16 protein-coding genes, 2 tRNA genes and 1 pseudogene are annotated in these 18,648 nt (G+C 43.1%); 2 read left to right on the forward strand and 17 right to left on the reverse strand.

Annotated features, from left to right (window positions below):
- Window positions 1-395 precede the first annotated feature (395 nt).
- From lysS to spoIIE, 16 genes and pseudogenes are all read right to left on the reverse strand, one after another.
- Window positions 396-1,880 (reverse strand): lysine--tRNA ligase, encoded by a 1,485-nt coding sequence (gene lysS / locus TY16_RS10020; protein WP_043931759.1) that lies wholly within the window; start codon window positions 1,878-1,880, stop codon window positions 396-398.
- Window positions 1,881-2,079: 199 nt separating this feature from the next.
- Complete coding sequence (gene dusB / locus TY16_RS10025) at window positions 2,080-3,078, reverse strand: tRNA dihydrouridine synthase DusB (protein ID WP_043931760.1); 999 nt, start codon at window positions 3,076-3,078, stop codon at window positions 2,080-2,082.
- A 54-nt stretch (window positions 3,079-3,132) separates the two neighbouring features.
- Window positions 3,133-3,342 (reverse strand): helix-turn-helix domain-containing protein, encoded by a 210-nt coding sequence (locus tag TY16_RS25660; protein WP_043931762.1) that lies wholly within the window; start codon window positions 3,340-3,342, stop codon window positions 3,133-3,135.
- A complete protein-coding gene (folK, locus tag TY16_RS10035) occupies window positions 3,294-3,821 on the reverse strand; it encodes a 2-amino-4-hydroxy-6-hydroxymethyldihydropteridine diphosphokinase (RefSeq protein ID WP_043931764.1) in 528 nt (175 codons plus the stop codon). Before folK ends, TY16_RS25660 begins: the two co-directional genes overlap by 49 nt.
- Window positions 3,822-3,823: 2 nt before the next feature.
- On the reverse strand, window positions 3,824-4,183 hold the full coding sequence (folB, locus tag TY16_RS10040) for a dihydroneopterin aldolase (protein WP_043931765.1): 360 nt from the start codon (window positions 4,181-4,183) through the stop codon (window positions 3,824-3,826).
- Complete coding sequence (gene folP / locus TY16_RS10045) at window positions 4,176-4,997, reverse strand: dihydropteroate synthase (protein ID WP_043934639.1); 822 nt, start codon at window positions 4,995-4,997, stop codon at window positions 4,176-4,178. The genes folB and folP overlap by 8 nt, the downstream gene beginning before the upstream one ends.
- 262 nt (window positions 4,998-5,259) lie before the next feature.
- Window positions 5,260-6,186: a cysteine synthase A gene (cysK, locus tag TY16_RS10050; RefSeq protein WP_043931766.1), complete on the reverse strand. Its 927-nt coding sequence runs from the start codon at window positions 6,184-6,186 to the stop codon at window positions 5,260-5,262.
- 153 nt (window positions 6,187-6,339) lie between these two features.
- Complete coding sequence (locus tag TY16_RS10055; protein WP_043931768.1) at window positions 6,340-7,218, reverse strand: peptidyl-prolyl cis-trans isomerase; 879 nt, start codon at window positions 7,216-7,218, stop codon at window positions 6,340-6,342.
- 20 nt (window positions 7,219-7,238) lie between these two features.
- Window positions 7,239-8,117 carry an Hsp33 family molecular chaperone HslO gene (gene hslO, locus TY16_RS10060; RefSeq protein ID WP_043931770.1) on the reverse strand — a complete coding sequence of 293 codons (879 nt, stop codon included), beginning with the start codon at window positions 8,115-8,117 and terminating at the stop codon, window positions 7,239-7,241.
- A 15-nt stretch (window positions 8,118-8,132) separates the two neighbouring features.
- A complete protein-coding gene (locus TY16_RS10065; protein WP_043931771.1) occupies window positions 8,133-8,921 on the reverse strand; it encodes a type III pantothenate kinase in 789 nt (262 codons plus the stop codon).
- A 179-nt stretch (window positions 8,922-9,100) separates the two neighbouring features.
- Window positions 9,101-11,065: an ATP-dependent zinc metalloprotease FtsH gene (gene ftsH, locus TY16_RS10070; protein ID WP_043931772.1), complete on the reverse strand. Its 1,965-nt coding sequence runs from the start codon at window positions 11,063-11,065 to the stop codon at window positions 9,101-9,103.
- A gap of 98 nt (window positions 11,066-11,163) precedes the next feature.
- A complete protein-coding gene (gene hpt / locus TY16_RS10075; RefSeq protein WP_043931774.1) occupies window positions 11,164-11,709 on the reverse strand; it encodes a hypoxanthine phosphoribosyltransferase in 546 nt (181 codons plus the stop codon).
- Window position 11,710: 1 nt separating this feature from the next.
- Window positions 11,711-13,123 carry a tRNA lysidine(34) synthetase TilS gene (gene tilS / locus TY16_RS10080; RefSeq protein WP_043931775.1) on the reverse strand — a complete coding sequence of 471 codons (1,413 nt, stop codon included), beginning with the start codon at window positions 13,121-13,123 and terminating at the stop codon, window positions 11,711-11,713.
- 146 nt (window positions 13,124-13,269) lie between these two features.
- Entirely contained in the window at window positions 13,270-14,283 is a 1,014-nt protein-coding gene (locus TY16_RS10085; RefSeq protein WP_043931777.1) for a protein kinase domain-containing protein, read from the reverse strand.
- Window positions 14,252-14,992 (reverse strand): annotated as a pseudogene (locus TY16_RS10090) (VWA domain-containing protein); the annotation flags it as partial. The pseudogene TY16_RS10090 and the gene TY16_RS10085, both read right to left, overlap by 32 nt.
- An 84-nt stretch (window positions 14,993-15,076) precedes the next feature.
- Window positions 15,077-17,542: a stage II sporulation protein E gene (gene spoIIE / locus TY16_RS10095; RefSeq protein ID WP_043931779.1), complete on the reverse strand. Its 2,466-nt coding sequence runs from the start codon at window positions 17,540-17,542 to the stop codon at window positions 15,077-15,079.
- Between the two features lie 275 nt (window positions 17,543-17,817).
- On the opposite strand from spoIIE, the gene TY16_RS10105 reads away from it, so the two are divergent.
- Both TY16_RS10105 and TY16_RS10110 read left to right on the forward strand, forming a co-directional pair.
- Window positions 17,818-17,891 (forward strand) — tRNA-Met (locus tag TY16_RS10105).
- A gap of 44 nt (window positions 17,892-17,935) precedes the next feature.
- Window positions 17,936-18,007: transfer RNA gene (locus TY16_RS10110), tRNA-Glu, on the forward strand.
- A 173-nt stretch (window positions 18,008-18,180) separates the two neighbouring features.
- Here TY16_RS10110 and TY16_RS10115 read toward each other — a convergent pair.
- Window positions 18,181-18,606 carry a S1 domain-containing RNA-binding protein gene (locus TY16_RS10115; protein WP_043931781.1) on the reverse strand — a complete coding sequence of 142 codons (426 nt, stop codon included), beginning with the start codon at window positions 18,604-18,606 and terminating at the stop codon, window positions 18,181-18,183.
- Window positions 18,607-18,648: the final 42 nt, after the last annotated feature.

The following is an 18,648-nucleotide window of genomic DNA, read 5'->3' on the forward strand; positions in this document are numbered from 1 at the left end:
AGTGAGTGATTAGCTCATAAGTTACGTTGGCTGATGGCCGAAGCCATCAAAATATTATTGTTTGTTGACGCTTGTTTGTTTAGTTTTCAAAGAGCAATAATGCCTGCGTCTCTCAAAGACGACTTTATAATATTACCAGGTTGCTAGTGAGAAGTCAACAAGTTTTTTTACTTGTTTTTGTTTGCCTCAGAAGCAACTTTATTAATATAGCACCTTTGAGTAGCCCTTGCAATAGCTTTTTTAAATTTCTTTCCGGAAATCGCAAAGTACCAAAATTCAAATTTTTCTACACTCCACTGCACTAGTATAGGACTCTTCCGGAAGTGAATCAAAAGGAACTACATAAATAAAAAAGTGCCAGCCTCCAGGAAGGAAGCCGGCACTTTGCAGGTACATTAACGATGTCTCATCAACGGGAACAACAATACGTCCCTTATAGATGGAGAATTGGTCAGAAGCATAACGAGACGGTCAATGCCAATCCCAAGCCCCCCAGTTGGAGGCATTCCATATTCAAGAGCTTCAACAAAATCCTCATCCATCTCATGCGCTTCATCATTTCCTTGCTCCCGCTCTTTTAGTTGAGCTTCAAACCGTTCCCTCTGGTCTATAGGATCATTCAGCTCAGTAAATGCATTAGCATGCTCACGGGCAACAATAAACAATTCAAAACGGTCAGTAAAGCGAGGATCCTCTTCGTTCTTTTTCGCTAGTGGAGAAATTTCTACAGGATGACCGTAAATAAAGGTAGGTTGAATAAGTTTCTCCTCAACCTTTTGTTCAAAGAACTCGTTAACAATATGTCCATACAGCATATGCTCGTTAATTTCAACACCATGCTGATTCGCAAGCGCCCGAGCTTCTTCGACACTCATTTCTTTCCAAAAATCAACGCCAGTATGCTCCTTAATCGCGTCAACCATGTGCAGTCTCTTCCATGCCGGCTCCAAGTTAACCTCATATTCGCCGTACTGGATGACGGTAGTTCCCAGTACTTCACGCGCAATGTGAGCAATCAGATTTTCTGTCAACTTCATAATATCTTCATAATCAGCATACGCTTCATACAGCTCAATCATGGTGAACTCAGGATTATGCCTCGTTGAGACTCCTTCGTTCCTAAACACTCGGCCAATTTCATATACCTTTTCAAGTCCGCCAACAATCAGACGCTTCAAATGAAGTTCAATGGCTATCCTCATATACAGCTCCATATCAAGAGCATTATGATGGGTAATGAATGGACGGGCAGAAGCACCACCTGCAATCGAATGCATCATTGGTGTTTCAACTTCCAGATACCCCTGTTCATCTAGGTAACGGCGCATGGACTGAAGGATTTTGCTCCGTGTAATAAACGTCTCCTTGCTCTCATCGCTGACGATAAGGTCAAGGTAACGCTGGCGGTAACGCTGCTCAACATCCTTCAAACCATGGAATTTATCAGGTAATGGACGCAGTGCCTTTGTAAGGAAGGTGTACTCACTAACTTTAATGGATAGTTCACCAACCTGGGTTTTAAAGAGCGTGCCTGTAACACCGACGATATCGCCAAGGTCGGATGAATCAAAAAGTTCATACTGTTCTTCCCCAACCGCATCTTTTCTAACATAGATTTGAATTTGCCCCGTAAGGTCCTTAAGGTGCGCAAAACCAGCCTTGCCCTTTCCACGCTTCGTCATAATCCGGCCAGCTAGCGCAACCGAAATTTCTTTCGTTTCGAGCTCTTCCTTTTCCAACTCTCCATATTGGCTAATCAGTTCCCTGCTTGTGGCTGTACGCTCAAACTTTTTCCCGAACGGATCCATGCCCTTCTGGCGCATCTGGTTCATCTTTTCTCTTCTTACAAGAAATTGGTCATTCAATTCCTCATGGCTCATGATATCAGCTCCTATATATAGTGAGGTATGTAATCCACCTTATAGTTGAATTGTTGCATTATCCATTTAGTTTGGACAATTTTTCATCAAACAAGACATTAGTTCCATTTTACACAAAATACGCGTTCAGTCCCAATAAAAATATTAGAATATAGAAGAAAGGCTGCCAGTTATGTACCGGCAGCCGAATTATTCAGAATTAGCCAACAATCGCCTGGCGTTCTTTTTCCTCCACATCAGCGACATGGCCATTTAGCAGCATAACAAAATCTTTTCTCGTAGTGCACTCATTAATGACTTTTCGAACCTCCGCATTGCCCTTAATACCTTTTAGATACCATGCTGCGTGCTTGCGCATTTCCCTCACAGCAATATCCTCATTTTTAAGGGCAATTAAACGGTCAAGGTGCAGGATAGCTACATCAATTTTTTCACGAACGGATGGCTCACCCATTAACTCGCCCGTTTCCAGGTAATTGACAGTTCTATAAATCATCCAAGGGTTTCCCAGAGCCGCGCGCCCGATCATTACGCCGTCAACCCCAGTTTCATCAAGCATACGTTTAGCATCTTGCGGAGTTTGTACGTCACCATTACCGATAACAGGAATAGCCACGGATTGTTTAACTTCCTTAATGATATCCCAGTTTGCTTTGCCCTCGTACATTTGGACACGGGTACGTCCATGGACAGCAACAGCTTTTCCTCCTGCACGTTCAACCGCGCGGGCATTTTCCACTGCAAAAATATGCTCTTCATCCCAGCCAATCCGCATTTTAACAGTGACCGGCTTTTCAACTGCATCTACAACCGCGGAAACCATATCATAAATTTTGTTAGGATCTAAAAGCCATCTTGCCCCTGCATCACATTTTGTGATTTTAGGAACAGGGCAGCCCATATTTATATCAATGATGTCGGCATTTGTATTTTTGTCTACGAATTGGGCAGCTTCAACGAGAGTTTTCTTTTCACCCCCAAAAATTTGCAGGCTCAAAGGTTTTTCATGCTCATCGATATAAAGCATATTCATCGTCTTCTCATTTTTAAACACAATGCCTTTATCACTTACCATCTCGGCGCAAACCAGGCCGGCACCAAATTCCTTGACCGTTAACCGGAAAGCTGAATTACAGACACCAGCCATTGGCGCCAAAACAACAGGATTTTTCATGACAATATCGCCAATTTTCAACATTGCATAAGCCTCCTTTCCGCTTATTATTTTTGAACCTACGGCTAAATCCCTATATTACTCCTTGGGAGGAGCTATCTCATCAATACTGACGTGTAAAACTTGCGAGACTCTTATAAGCAAATCTGCCGGTGGCATTCGGTTTCCTCTTTCAATTTCTCCAAGAATTGAAACCGACACACCCAATTCTTTTGAGAATCTATCCTGGGTAAATCCCTTTAGTTTTCTAAAAGCCCGAATTCGTCTTCCCCATTTTTCCGCTTCCATATCCGTACTCCTTCTTTATCAGGTAACAGTTCCAAAGTTTGAGTCAGTGGCTTTTCAAAGCCGGGAAGAGAAATGTTTCCGGCGATTTCATGCAACGGAACAAGCACAAAAGCTCGTTCACTCATCCTTGGATGAGGAATGCACAGGCTCTCTGTTTCAATATTTTCTTGGTTAAAGACAAGAATGTCAAGGTCTATTGTTCGAGGGCCCCATCTCATTTCCCTTTTCCTGCCAAAAACCCTCTCTATTTCTTGACACATCTTCAATAAAGTTAGCGAGTCTGAATTCGTCGCTATTTCTACCACCATATTCAAAAAAAGATCCTGATTTTCGTAACCTACAGGGTCTGTTTCATAAACTGATGAATAATTTATCAGGCGGATTGATGGATGTCGATTCAGTTCACGAATTGCAGAAAACAGATAGTGAAGCCTGTCCCCCATATTGGTTCCAAGTGAAAGATATACCCTGTTTTTCAACTTTATCTTCTCCTTGTAATTTCAATTGCTACCGACCGGTAATGTCCCGGAATTGGAGGGTCAGGCTTGATTACTTTCACCATCACTTCCATTACAAGAGGAAACTCCCGGAGCACTCTGGAAGCTATTTTTTCAGCTACTGCCTCAATCAACTTAAACGGATCGCCCTCAACAACCTCTTTGCATACGTGAAACAGCTCGCCGTAGTTGACGGATTCCTCAAGGTTGTCTGATAATCCAGCCTTCTCGAGACTAAGGCCGACTGCAAGGTCAACCGCAAAGCGCTGCCCCAGACGGGTCTCTTCAGGGAAGACACCATGGTATCCATAAAACTCCATCCTGTTTATATAAATTTTATCCATTGACTTGTCCACGTCCTATCATTGCATCCATCATTTTGGCCATTCGGGCGATTTCTTTTACATCGTGAACCCGAACAAGCTGGCAGCCTTTTTGAATACCAAAGCAAACCGTAGCGCCTGTTCCTTCCATCCTTTCTTCTGGCGGAAGGTCAAGGACTCTCCCGATAAATCTCTTACGTGAAGTAGCAAGCAGGACCGGGTATCCAAGCGCAACTAAATGTTCAAGGTTTTGCATCATTTCAATGTTTTCTTCAAATGTTTTTGCAAAACCAATTCCGGGATCCAATATAATTTGTTCGTCCTTTACTCCTGCTTCCTTTGCAATATTAATACAATCATATAGGTCTGAAAAAGCGTCACGCATAAATGAACTATAGGGGATGTCTTCACGGTTATGCATAAGGATGATAGGAACTCCCGTTTCCGCTGCGACCTTTGCAATCTCGGGCTCTCTCTTCGCCCCCCAAATATCATTTATGATATGAGCCCCAGCACCAATTGCTTCTCTCGCAACCTCCGCTTTATACGTATCAACTGAAATAGGAACAGATAACTTCTCCACTAACGCTTGAATAACAGGAATTACCCTGGAAATTTCCTCATCGGTAGACACTGGTTCGTGTCCAGGGCGGGTAGATTCACCGCCTATATCAATTATATCAGCCCCGTGTTCAACCATTAATTTTGCGTGTTCAACTGCACGGTCAACCGCATTAAATTTCCCCCCATCAGAAAAGGAATCGGGGGTGACATTTAAAATGCCCATGATCTGTGTTTTTGAAGAATAATCTAATTTAAAAGGGCCACATTTAATTACTGTATTCTTAGGCAAGGTGTTGTCCTCCTCTTTCAAATTTCCTCTACTATCATACAAGAAGTTCCCGCTAAATCATAATGAGCCACACGGAAAAATAAAGGCGGAAATGCCAATTTAGCTGCCAGGACCAAAGGAAATTCACCGCTATGTGCTGAAGCTGGATTATAAAATTAGTTACAAACAGACATAGTATAAAATCTCTGGACAAAAAAATAAAACATGGGCCAGCAAACGCCGGCCCATGTTAGAAATCATTGATCTAATCTTCAAATTGATATAACGGAGTGCTAAGGTACCGTTCCCCGTTACTCGGAATGATCGCAAGTACCTTTTTTCCTTTACCCAATTCCTTCGCTACCTTTAGCGCTGCAAAAATCGCTGCGCCAGAAGAAATTCCACCTAGGATACCTTCTTCTTTAGCGGCACGGCGGGCATATTCAAACGCCTGATCATTTTGAACAGTAATAATTTCTTCATAGATCTCCGTATTCAGGATAGCAGGTACGAAACCTGCGCCAATACCCTGGATTTTGTGCGGGCCGGGTTTCCCACCGGATAGTACAGGAGAATCAGCTGGCTCAACCGCGATAATTTTAATCCCAGGATAGGCTTCGCGAAGAACTTCTCCTGCGCCTGTTATAGTACCACCAGTACCAATCCCGGAGATAAATGCATCCAACTGATCACCGAATTGTTCAACAATCTCTTTACCCGTTGTATTTCTATGAATTTCAGGGTTGGCCTCGTTGTTAAATTGCTGAGGCATGAAGTACCCATTTTCCTTTGCCAATTCTTCCGCTTTTCGAATTGCGCCACCCATCCCCTCAGGACCTGGGGTAAGCACAATGTCTGCTCCATATGCACGAAGAAGATTGCGGCGCTCAAGGCTCATTGTTTCAGGCATGACTAAAATCGTTTTATATCCTTTTGCAGCGCCAATCATTGCAAGGCCTATCCCAGTGTTACCGCTAGTAGGTTCAATGATCGTATCGCCTTCTTTCAAGCCGCCCTCTCTTTCTGCTGCTTCGATCATTGCAACAGCAATCCGGTCCTTAACACTGCTGCCTGGATTCATATATTCCAGCTTCAAATAAACATCAGCACTATTTTGATCAACCAGTCGGTTCAGCTTTACAATCGGGGTGTTACCTACCAGATCAGCTACCGAATTCGCAATACGTACCATTGTTCCCACTCCTTATTCCGAGTATCTTTATTGGATTTACCTAAAATTTATCACTTTACCAAAAAATAGTCAATATAATAGCATTCCCTAAATAATCATCTCTAACACAAATTTTCTACAAAAAAACTCCACTTTTTTAAAAGTGGAGCAATTTCATTGCTTACCATAAAACCAGTCAACACCGGCTTCATCCCAGAGAGCACTCGCTAAAGCAGGGGAATCCATTTGAGCGAGAGCAATTTGTCTCTTTATTTCACCTTTCACTTCCTCAAACGAGTAGCTGCGCTCGTCGATGCTTTCATTCAGCTGGATGATCGCATATCCTGAAGATGTTTCAATCGGCTTGCTCCATTCACCCTTTTTTAGTGACGCGGCAGCTTGCATGTATTCCTCCGGATAACGGTCATCGCCTATTTGGGTAAAACCAAGATCGCCGCCTTTGGAGGAAGTAAATTCATCCTGGGAAGCTTCCCGGGCAAGTGCTGAAAAACTCGATCCTTCCTCGAGTTCCTTTAAAATTTGGTTTGCCGCGTCCTCCTGTTTTACCACAATATGCGATAGATGGTAGGCTGCTGGCACATTATACAAGTCCTTGTTTTCTTCATAATAGGCCTTTATTTCCTGTTCGGAAACGACAACGTCTTTTGTTAAAATTTCTTCCAGAAGCAGGGATGTTTTTATTTGCTTCTCCCACCTGGCAAGGTCTTCTTTACCTCCGGCAGCAGATCCTCCATATGCAGTTTGGAACAATCTTAACTCCCTTTCAACATCTGTTTCAGGGATGTTTACATCGTATTTCGCCGCCAACTGGGCAACGACTTCCTGGTCAATTAGTTCCCTTAACGTTTCTTCCCCATAACGCTCTTCGAGTTCGGCAAGCCATTCCTGCCTTGTTATGGTCCCTTTTCCAATCGTTGCGACTGTTTCTCCATCCTTAGGCATTGAATCAGTTCTGGAGTTAAAGTAGAAAAACGTCAAAGCATTCAATATAATTAGGGCAGCTATTACCAGCCACAATTCCCTCGTTTTCATGTTCCCTCTCCCGGCTGAGTTTATTTAGCCTGATTCAATAACTCTTCCAGCTCTTCTTTAGTATAAAGATATTTTTCATTGCAGAAGTGACAGTGTGCCTCTGCCTGGCCATCTTCTTCAATCATATCTCTTATTTCCCCCTGGCCGAGTGAGACAATTGCATCTGCAAATCGCTCCTTGGAACATGTACACTCAAAAGAGACCGGCATTTTTTCAAGGATGTTAAGCTCTTCTTTGCCAACCAACTGTTCCAATATCTCTTCTGGGGTTAAACCGCGCTGAATCATTTTTGAAACTGGTTCTATTGTTTTTAAGCGCTCTTCCATCACCGAAATTGTATTATCAGATGTTCCTGGCATAAGCTGAAGTATAAATCCTCCAGCAGCCAAGATAGAGTTATCAGGATTAACCAGGACCCCAACCCCTACCGATGAAGGCACTTGTTCTGAAGTGGCAAAATAATAAGTGAAATCCTCCCCAAGTTCACCTGATACCAACTGTATAGATCCGCTGAAGAAGTCCCTTAACCCAAGGTCCTTCACTACAGTAAGGGTCCCATCTGTCCCAACAGCTCTCCTCACATCAAGCTTGCCCTTCTCATTCAGTTCAAAATGGGTTTGCGGATTTGATACGTATCCTCTTACCGTACCCCGGGCATTACTATCAACAAGGATGTTCCCTATGGGACCTCCACCTTCAATCTTTATAGTTAGCTTCTCATCGCCCTTTAGCATCGCACCCATCATTAGTCCGGCAGTCATTGCCCGTCCCAGCGCAGCAGAAGCTGTAGGCCATGTATAATGCCTTCGTTGTGCCTCTGATATTGTCTCCGTACTTCTTACAGCATAAGCACGAACTTGCCCGCCATAGGCGAGGGCTTTAATTAAGTAATCACTCATTTTTTTGCTCCCTTCCTAATTGTACGTTTTTAATGTATCCACATTCCGCTTATAAATAAGCTGAAGTCCTTTTAAGGTTAGGAATGGATCAACTATATCAATCAACTTCGATTCGGAGGCAATTAAAGCAGACAATCCACCAGTTGCTATTACCGTTGGTGTTTTTGAGCTTTGGTCTACCATCCGTTTTACAATTCCTTCAACCTGTCCAACATACCCATATAGAATTCCTGCCTGCATGGCTGCTACAGTATTCTTCCCTAAAACTCCACCTTCAGGCCGCGCAATTTCGATACGAGGAAGTTTTGCGGCTCTTGAATATAGCGCTTCTGTCGAAATCCCAATACCAGGTGCTATTGCCCCACCCATATACTGCTTATGTTCATTGACATAGCAATAGGTAGTTGCAGTACCGAAATCGACAATAATAAGAGGGCTTCCATACTCATTTATAGCTGCCACTGCATTGACAATCCGGTCAGCGCCCACTTCACGGGGGTTTTCATATTTAATATCCAAACCGGTTTTGATGCCGGGACCAACTACCAGCGGCTTAACTCCGAAATACTTTTGGCACATTCTCTCGAGGGAAAACATGATAGGCGGAACAACCGAGGATATTATGATTCCTTCAATATCCTGAAAAGACATCCCCGAATGTTCAAAAAGAGATTTTATTACCATTCCATACTCATCTTCAGTTCTATGCCGGTTTGTTTCAATCCTCCAATGATGAAGAAGTTCATCACCCTTATATACCCCTAAAACAATATTTGTATTTCCAATGTCAAAAACAAAAATCATTTCCTCACCACTTTACTGTTTGTATACGAGTCCTTTTTTCTACGCTGCACAAATGCTGAAAACATAATACCATAAATAGAAACCAGATAGAAAAAAGATTCGTTAAAAGTGTGCTGTTTAGGAACTTAAAATGAGAAGGGCACCGCAAAAGCGATGCCCTTCTCGATATTGTCATGAAATTATTTATCAGTTTTATCTTCTTCAGGCTTAGTAAATCCAAGGTCTTGCTCGTCATTCTTTTTACCTGAAATGTTGATAATCACATCATCAAGTGTTTCCTTGACCTCAGCAGGGGTTGTTTTTACAGGAACCTTGCCATCTGGAAGCCTGCCATGATCGATTAGATGCTTAATGCCTTCAGCATCCAACGTTTCCACTTCTAAAAGCGTATTAGCAATCAGGTCAAGCTTATCCCGGTTTTCTGTAAGAATTTTTCTGCATCGTTCATAGGATTCTTTAATGAAGCGCTGGATTTCCAAATCAATCTCATAGGCAATCTTATCGGAATAATTTTGCTCATTATGAAGATCGCGCCCCAGGAATACCTGGCCCCCTTGCGCTTGGCCAAATTGCATTGGACCGAGCTTATCACTCATTCCGAATTCGGTAACCATTCTTCGCGCAATTCCTGTTGCCCTTTGGAAATCATTATGAGCACCAGTACTTACTTCACCAAATACAATTTCTTCTGCTACACGTCCGCCCAGCAAGCCAACAATTTTATCTAGCAATTCAGGCTTTGTCATAAAGTAGCGGTCTTCTTTCGGCAGCATAACCGCATAACCTCCAGCCTGGCCACGTGGAACAATCGTTACTTTGTGAACCATTTCGGCCTCATCAAGCATGAGCCCAATGACGGTATGTCCTGCTTCGTGGAAAGCGACAATCCTTCTCTCCTTTTGAGAAATCACGCGGCTTTTTTTAGCTGGACCTGCAATGACGCGATCTGTCGCTTCGTCTATATCTGTCATTTCTATTTTTTTCTTGTCTCGACGGGCAGCAACAAGCGCTGCTTCATTCAAAAGGTTTTCAAGATCCGCACCAGAGAACCCTGGAGTACGCATTGCAATGTTTTTCAGGTTTACAGCTTCATCCAGCGGCTTATTGCGGGCATGGACCTTCAAAACAGCTTCGCGTCCAACAACATCAGGACGATCAACTGTGATTTGCCTGTCAAAACGGCCCGGACGAAGAAGTGCAGGGTCAAGGATGTCAGGGCGGTTGGTTGCAGCGATAATGATAATTCCTTCATTCGCGCCAAATCCATCCATTTCAACAAGCAACTGGTTTAAAGTCTGTTCGCGTTCATCATGGCCGCCGCCAAGGCCTGCGCCACGCTGGCGTCCTACAGCATCAATTTCATCAATAAAGATGATACATGGAGCGTTCTTCTTCGCGGTTTCAAATAAATCACGGACACGGGAAGCCCCGACACCGACAAACATTTCAACAAAGTCTGAACCACTAATTGAGAAAAATGGAACTCCTGCCTCGCCTGCTGCAGCACGGGCAAGAAGCGTTTTACCTGTTCCTGGAGGTCCAACAAGAAGGACACCCTTTGGTATACGTGCCCCAAGTTCGGCAAATTTGCGTGGATCCTTCAGGAACTCGACAACCTCGACAAGTTCCTGCTTTTCTTCGTCAGCACCGGCTACATCTTTAAAGCGAACCTTTTTCTTTTCTTCACTGTAAAGTCGGGCCTTGCTTTTCCCAAAATTCATGACACGGCTGCCGCCGCCTTGAGCCTGGTTAAGCAGGAAGAAGAACAGGATGAATATAATCACGAACGGTATGATTGAAGTAAAGAAGGTTACCCAGCCGCTTGTTTCCTTAGCAGCAAGTACATCAACCTTTGCCTCCGGAAGAACTTCATCAATCCGGTTAAGCATCCTCTCGCTATTTGGGACATAAGTTAGGAAGTACTCGCCTTCCTTGGCGTTTTCAAGCTGCCCTCGCACCTCGTAAACACCCCGTTCAGGCTGTAACGTGACAGATTTAATCTCCCCCTTATCGAGGTGAGAAATAAATTTGTCATACGATATATTTTCTGAACGTTCATTGCTTCCATTAAAGAAGCTTACAACGCCTATGATTACTAAAAATATTAGTAAATAAAAGATGGTATTACGGAAAATCCGGTTCATCCCTTACCTCCTCCCACGGTGAAAACGTATATAAAATAGTAGCATAAATAATGATACCGCTTCAACAATTGTGCTTTAGGGAATTTCCATAGAACTCCCTATTCGGTCTTTGTGTATACTTCAGGCTTAAGAACGCCAATATAAGGAAGATTACGGTATTTTTCCGCATAATCAAGCCCATATCCAACAACGAAAGCATCCGGCACTACAAAACCGACGTATTCAGCTTTAATGTCTACCTTTCTGCCAGTTGGTTTATCGAGAAGCGTGACAATTCTGATTGATTTTGCCTTCCTGTAACGAAATAACTCGACAAGATAGCTAAGTGTAAGGCCGCTATCGATTATGTCCTCAATAATTAACAGGTCCCGTCCTTCAACAGAAGTATCCAAATCCTTGAGAATCTTAACTTCTCCGGATGATACTGTGGAATTGCCATAGCTTGAAACATCCATAAAATCCATTTCAAGATAGCAGTCCATCCTTTTTAAAAGATCTCCCATGAAAGGCATGGCTCCTTTAAGGACGCCAATGGCCAAAGGAAATTTATCCTTATAATCCTCAGTAAGCCGCGCAGCCAATTCCTTTGTCTTTTCCTGGATTTCCTCTTCAGAAATCAGAATTTCCTTAATGTCATTTTTCATTTCACATGTGCCCCCCAGAGGTTGTTGGTTCCTTTTTATACCTTAGCTTCAGATAGCGTTCTCCGGGTTCCCCCGCAGAATCATAGGGTGTTTTCCTCAGACCTGGCAGCCAGACTATCCGGCCGCTGCTATCTGTTATGACAGGCCAGTTTCCACGTTCAGAAACGGGTACCTTGCAATCGATGAAAATATCCTTGATCTTTTTGGTTCCTTCCAGCCCTTTTAATGCCATCCTGTCCCCTTTTTCCCTATTCCGGATAATGAGCGGCAGCTTTATAAGGGAAACCGGAAGAAAGGTGCTATCATTCCCCAACCCATATTCAAGGGTACTGCATACTTCAACTGAAAGTGTAAAGCCATTTGGCAAGTCTAACTTCCCTATTCCATCTAATTCAAATCTGAATGGGGCATTATCACTGTCACTAAAGTGGAAAATGCATTGTTGATAGGAACGAGTAACTTTCAGCCCGGCAGGCATATTAAGCTTGCCTGATGGATGAGGATGATTTATCAGAGAAAGGACTTGATCAATATGTATAGCAGCGAAATAAGCGGGTATCTCTTCATAAAGATAGTTTAATATTAGTTGAATCCCTCTTCTTTGTAAAGGCATTGGCATCCCAAGAAAAGCCAATATATCAATCACTATTCTATCCTTTTCCCTTCTTGTCATTACTGTATCCATTCTTTGTGCAGCCAATTCCTCGAGATAAACCTCATCTCTTTCCAACTCTTCACTGAATCGCTGAAATTGCTCATGAACATTGGGATTTTCCTTCTTCAAGAAAGGCAGGACAATCTTCCGAAACCGGTTCCTGCTATAAATTTCTTTTTCATTACTTGGGTCAAAGCGCGGTTCAATCCCTTTTTTGTGGCAATAATCCATTATATCATTCCGGGTGGCACCAAGAAGCGGCCTAATAATTTCGGCACCATGAAAGGGTCTGCTAAACGGAATCCCTGCCCTGCCCTTACCAATTGAACCTCTTGTCAGCCTCATAAGGATCGTCTCTATCTGGTCATCCCCATGATGTCCCAGCACAAGATACGAATAGCCACCTTCCTTAATCATTTCCCGAAAAAAGCTATATCGCGCATCTCTGGCAGCTTCCTGGCCATTTTTTCGGGTAGCGGAAATGATAGCCGGCACATCAATTCTAGCCATGTTGAAAGCTATGCTTCTTTCATCGCAGTACCGTTTCACATACATGCCATCCTCAAATGATTCTTCCCCTCTAAACATATGGTCCACATGGGCAACAGAAAGTGTTATATCCATAACTTCTGTTTGCTCCCAAAGATAGTGAAGAACTGCCATTGAATCCGGCCCGCCAGATACACCAATAAGAATTCTTTTTCCTTTTAAGGAAATGGCTTTTCGTTTTAAAAGCGCCTCAATTTTTTCTTCAAGCATCTGCAATCTTCCCTATAATATGTTACCCTGTTTACCCAAAACGAACTTTGAATAACCAGCGATTTTTAGTAAAACTGCTTTTCCATTTGTTTACGTTAAGAATGGAGAAAAGTTTCACAAGCTAAACAAATTTGTTTCAATTCCTTCTAATTTAATTGTACAGCAATATAAACAATATAAAGAAATGCCATTGCAGATACAATAAAAACGGTCTCCTTCATTCCACCTTGTTTGCTTGTAACTGCCTGGAGGTGTTTGTTTCCAATTGCCCGCTTTCGCTGTCGGCTTGGCTGTTGATATGGAGAGTTGCTGCCAATATTCGCTGCATTTGGCTGAACCCCACTACTCCGGTGCCATCGCCGTTCCCCATTTTCCAGTAGGGCCTCTCTCATGTCTCTTGCAGCAGGATACTCGCCTTTCAATGCTTTAAGAAGCACCGGCTCATACTTGATTAGTTCTTTTTTTTGCCGTATTGCTTCCTGAAGCTGCTTTAAGCCTCCTCCAACTTTGCTGAATCTCTTTGGGTATGCAATTGATATAAAGACCATTGCAGCGGCAAATAGGTCATAAGAAGGTTCGGCTTTCCTAGAACCCATCCCCCAATATCCGCGGTCAAAGAACTCCGTATACTCCTTGATCGCCCGTCCTGCTAACGTAGTTCCGCCAACATCAATACAGCGGATTCTGTATGGCGGACCGGCTATAATTAAATTATCAGGCTTTAAATCACCAAATACCCAGCCACTTTGGTGAAGCTCATCGAGATCATTTAAAAGTTGAAGAAAAATTACCTCAATCCAGTCTCGGCCTTTATTTGCTATAAATGTATCAAAGCATGGACCGTCTATATATTCCATTACATAAAAACTCAATAGGCCTCCTGGCCCCTGCCAATCATCAACATCAAGCAAAGAGGGCCCTAGGGCGGTGCCCCGGGCCTTGGCAAAAGACTTCAACACATTGACCTCGGATGTGACTGTTAACCCATTGCTGCTAATTTTAAGCGCGGCTTTTTTATTTCCGTACCTGGTTAAATAAACAACGCCATTAGCCCCTTCGCCTAATTCCTTTAGCAAAATATATTTTTGCTTATGCCATTTCCCTTCAATAACAGTAGCCGGAGGCAGCTTACATGGATTCTTCGAAGTATGATTCATCATCTTGCCCGATAAGGCTCCTTAATGATTTCTTTTGGTCAAACGAACGGAGTGCAATGCGTATAGCTGGTCCAGTTGGAGTGATTCCTCCGGGAGTAATCATTGAAAATATACTTGTAATGGATTCAAGGCGCGGGGTCCAATCAAGGACTTTTTCGACATCTTCCCTTTTCCCGGGAAATACGAACACAGAGAAATTGTTTTTGCCTGTTCTTGCATTGAGGCTAATTGATAAATCAAGCAGCGCCTCTTTCACTGTTGGGAGTTTATGTTTCATGCTTGCACTTGCATCGACCAAAATCAGGACTTCAAGGTCAACCGTTTCTCCCAGCTCATCGACAACCTCCATGACCTCGCCTCGCTCTTCAGGCGGAAGGTCTTCCATTGTTTTTGACCTGCCCAGGATTTGCTGCAATTCACGATTGACTACACCTTGAATAGTCTGATTCATCGCTTGTCTCGTCACCATTTGAACAGTTTGGGAAAGCTGTGTGGAATATACAACCTGACTAACCCCGCCACCTGATAATGCAATCCCCTCTATTTCTCTCATTCCCTGTTCATCGATTGTCTCCCGTTCCATTACACCAATAACATTGACCGTCACACCCTGTTCTTTTGCAAGAGCCGCCATTGCAACAGGGTCCTCTCCCTGATTAGAACATCCATCGGTAATGACCAATATCTGCCGGATCTTTCCCGTTCGCATTCCGTTCCCTCCATTCTTGAAATGTTACCATCTTCGACGTGATGAAGGGGATTTATACCTATTTACAGACCAGAAGCTCATAAAGAATTAGGCACGACGTTTCTTTATGCTTTGCACCGGAATGGATGCCCACTTCGGAGTATTATGTTTTATCTTTGCAACTGCGACAGTCATATCATCCTCTATTTGATTGGACCTTGAGCGGATGACTTCCTCCATGATTAAATCTGCTATAGCCTGAGGATCTTCTGTCTCTAGTTCATGAATCTTTCTTTTCATCCACATCTCATAATTCCCCACATGCTTTGGACCTTCGAAGACGCCATCGCTCATCATAATAAGGATATCTCCGGCCTTAAGTTGCTCTGTTACCATATCAACATCGAACTCCTGAACGATTCCCATCGGAAGGTTGCTGGCCTGGATTTTCATTACTTTTTTCCCTCTCTTGATAAAGCTTGGCGTTGATCCAATTTTCAGGAATTTTGCTGAAGCGTTCTGCAGATCAATAACCGCAAGATCCAGTGTCGAAAAAACCTCATCATTTGTCCGTAATGATAGCACGGAGTTTAAAGATTTAATGGCCACCTTTTCCTCAATACCGGACTTCAGGATTTGCTGTAACAATTTTAATGTTTCTTGGCTTTCATCGTGAGCCCGCTTGCCGTTGCCCATTCCATCGCTTATTGCAATTGCGTATTTGCCGCTTCCAAGCTCTACCGTTGAAAAACTGTCCCCTGACACAAAACCTCCATCCTTTGCTGCATAGGCCACTCCCGTTTCAACGGTATAAGCCTTTGCAGACCGAAATGTAACCTGGCATAGCCCACCTGGAAATGTGCCGCACTCTTCCGTACTGACAATGATCGTTTCCCCTAATATATCAGAGAGCATCGGTGCAATTAACTTTTCGCATTCACCATGCCCATTACAAAATGGAATAGTCATGTCAATATCAACATTACCTTGTTCAAGGTTATAAATTTCAACATTCTCTATTTGAAGGCCAAAACCCTGGATTGCCTCGTGAATTTGCTCTTCCTGTTTATGAAGGTTCTCCCGCTCTCTCTGAATTTCTTTAGCAAAATCACCCATGACTTCCGAAACCCCAAGCAGTTGGTCTGCTACCAGCCTTCTGCTCTCATGGACCTGTTTTTTCAGTTTTTGATTGGCCTGGTATACCGCTAGTTCCTGATGAATGGCTTCTAAAACCTTCTTTGGGCGTGAACAATGCTTCTCCCACTCCCTGGCCAGTTTTGGAGGAATGTTCGCCTTAGATTGATCCATTTGCAGCATAATTTCTTCCATATAGTCATATGTTGTTGTAAAGTTCCTTGTCCAGCAATGTTCTTTCTTAAAGCAGGTCTGGCATGTCTTTTCAGCAACATTGCTAAGAAAGAAGTCCAGTTCCTTATCCTCACCCGGTTCTGGATCGTTTTGCGAAAAGCTTTTTGATAGTGTTTCAAATACATCCGAAAACTGCGCAACCCTTTTTGCCGTAACATCTCTCATTTTACGCATGTACTTTTGCTGCTCAGCGGTATGTTCCGGAGTACCAGGTATATATTTTGCTATTCTTTCTGTTAGGGCTATAGGGGTCATAAAAAGCAAAACAATGGCGGCACCTGTTTCCAATAGGGTACCTGAAAGCGAACTTCCAATTTCACCATACATTCCAACAAGCAACGTTGAAACAATTAAGCCAAAGGATACTCCTATTTTTTTCCCTTCTTTCAATAAGCCGCCAAGTACACCGGAAAAAGCAAGGAGACTCATATGCGAAAAACTCGATACATTTGCCAGACTAAAGATAAGCCCTGTTACGACACCGACTGTTGAGCCAACAGCGGCCCCGGCAACAAGCGAGAATACTAGTACGAGATATCTTGACATTACATGCTCTATTGAAACCCCGTACATTGTCCATCCAATGGTCCCTGTCATGATGGATGCAAGCAGAATGATCAAAGAGACAATCTCTTCTGTCTTTAACGGCTGCTTTCGTTTATTTATTGTCACAAGCGGAACACTCTGCAAAAATATTAATGATAGAATGAAGGCAAGTACTCCTTCGACCGATGCCATCATTCCATCGTATAGTGTAAGATTTCCAGTCACTACAAACCTCTCACCCAGTTTACCTGCGAAAAGAACAATTCCTGTATAATAAGGGATAACCTTTGCCGGATTTTTAATCCACTCCCTTGTAGCCCTAAATAAAAGCAGGAATAAAAAGATGATGGTAAAGGAGGATAATGCATTTCCAAGAGATATCGTGGCTGCACCAGCTATTAAACCTAGGAGCGCCAGTGGAGCCCGTTCTTTTTTAATTAAAAAGACAGCTGCAAAGAAGGGTAAACCAAAAGGAGTCAACTTTGATAGTATCAGGGCTCTGCCCAGCAGAAAACCAACAATGATAAGAAGATATCCCTGTTTGAGAAAAAAAAGTTTAGCCTTGTCCTGCATTTTTGCAAATAGATTTCCAATTTCCCATCTGGTCCCCAATCCAGAGTTAGAAACCTGCCCGATAATTGATTCATCTGCTCTTTCCAAAATAACACTCCCCCGTCTGTAATCATTGGGCTAATTATAAATGGACAAGCATTCAAAGATTGTCAAAATAAAGGCTGCTCCAATTAGTTTTGTTCGACGCATTTCACACGGTTTGCCACAGTCATACAAAACTTGCCAAGACTTTTTCGCCTATCTGACCCTTGAGGTGGGGAAAAACAAAAAAATATATTGACAGCCCTTTTTATTGTCTGTATTATAAAACTTGTGCTTTTTAAAAAGGCACTTGCCCTTGCCACCAGTATCTGGTGCAAAATGGCGGTGTAGCTCAGCTGGCTAGAGCGTACGGTTCATACCCGTAAGGTCGGGGGTTCGATCCCCTCCGCCGCTATATTAAGGAAAATGCCTGGCAAACCAGGCATTTTCTTTGAACTTGGCCCCTTGGTCAAGCGGTTAAGACACCGCCCTTTCACGGCGGTAACACGGGTTCGAATCCCGTAGGGGTCATTAAAGTCGCGAATAACGAAAAAAGGAGCCACTCCAATTGGGGGCTCCTTTTTTTGTATAACTCTTTCTAATCTAATCATAGTGTAAAGTTTATAGAAGATAAAAAAACAGGCAGGACCCACTGGGCCTGCCTGATATTGAAAAGTATATAGTTCAATTTTAGCAGCAACAAGTTATCCTCGTCTGGCACCTCTGCCGCCTCGTTTTGATTCGGTATGGCGCTTTAGGGATGTTAGGCGATCTTCACTATCCTTTAAGAATTTAGCCATTTTGGATTCGAAATTCTCAGGGCGTGGAGCACGGTGGTCATTCGTCCTACCCTGACGCGGACGTGGTGTATATGGCCTCTGCTGTTGTTCCGGACGGTCCTTAGCCTTTTTAATTGAAAGGCCAATTTTTCCATCCTTTTCAACATTAATGACTTTAACCTCAACCATGTCACCCACTTTAAGATGGTCGTTGATATCCTTGACATAGTTATCCGCTACTTCACTGATGTGGACAAGGCCAGTCGACCCTTCCGGCAGCTCGACGAACGCTCCGAAATTTGTTATCCCTGTTACCTTTCCTTGTAACTTGCTGCCTACTTCGATTGACATAAAAAGAATTTTCCTCCTTAAAAATATAAAAAAATCATACTT

The sequence above is a fragment of the Bacillus sp. EB01 genome, from assembly GCF_000613125.1.
In the GTDB taxonomy this organism is placed as follows: domain Bacteria; phylum Bacillota; class Bacilli; order Bacillales; family Cytobacillaceae; genus Bacillus_D.

Coding starts and splice junctions, on each gene's coding strand:
- folB (WP_043931765.1), bottom strand. CDS start 4,183: ATGGATAAAATTTATATAAACAGGATGGAGTTTTATGGATACCATGGT.
- TY16_RS10085 (WP_043931777.1), bottom strand. CDS start 14,283: ATGATGAATCATACTTCGAAGAATCCATGTAAGCTGCCTCCGGCTACT.
- hslO (WP_043931770.1), bottom strand. CDS start 8,117: ATGAGTGATTACTTAATTAAAGCCCTCGCCTATGGCGGGCAAGTTCGT.
- TY16_RS10055 (WP_043931768.1), bottom strand. CDS start 7,218: ATGAAAACGAGGGAATTGTGGCTGGTAATAGCTGCCCTAATTATATTG.
- dusB (WP_043931760.1), bottom strand. CDS start 3,078: ATGTTGAAAATTGGCGATATTGTCATGAAAAATCCTGTTGTTTTGGCG.
- TY16_RS25660 (WP_043931762.1), bottom strand. CDS start 3,342: ATGGAAGCGGAAAAATGGGGAAGACGAATTCGGGCTTTTAGAAAACTA.
- TY16_RS10065 (WP_043931771.1), bottom strand. CDS start 8,921: ATGATTTTTGTTTTTGACATTGGAAATACAAATATTGTTTTAGGGGTA.
- ftsH (WP_043931772.1), bottom strand. CDS start 11,065: ATGAACCGGATTTTCCGTAATACCATCTTTTATTTACTAATATTTTTA.
- lysS (WP_043931759.1), bottom strand. CDS start 1,880: ATGAGCCATGAGGAATTGAATGACCAATTTCTTGTAAGAAGAGAAAAG.
- hpt (WP_043931774.1), bottom strand. CDS start 11,709: ATGAAAAATGACATTAAGGAAATTCTGATTTCTGAAGAGGAAATCCAG.
- cysK (WP_043931766.1), bottom strand. CDS start 6,186: ATGGTACGTATTGCGAATTCGGTAGCTGATCTGGTAGGTAACACCCCG.
- tilS (WP_043931775.1), bottom strand. CDS start 13,123: ATGCTTGAAGAAAAAATTGAGGCGCTTTTAAAACGAAAAGCCATTTCC.
- TY16_RS10115 (WP_043931781.1), bottom strand. CDS start 18,606: ATGTCAATCGAAGTAGGCAGCAAGTTACAAGGAAAGGTAACAGGGATA.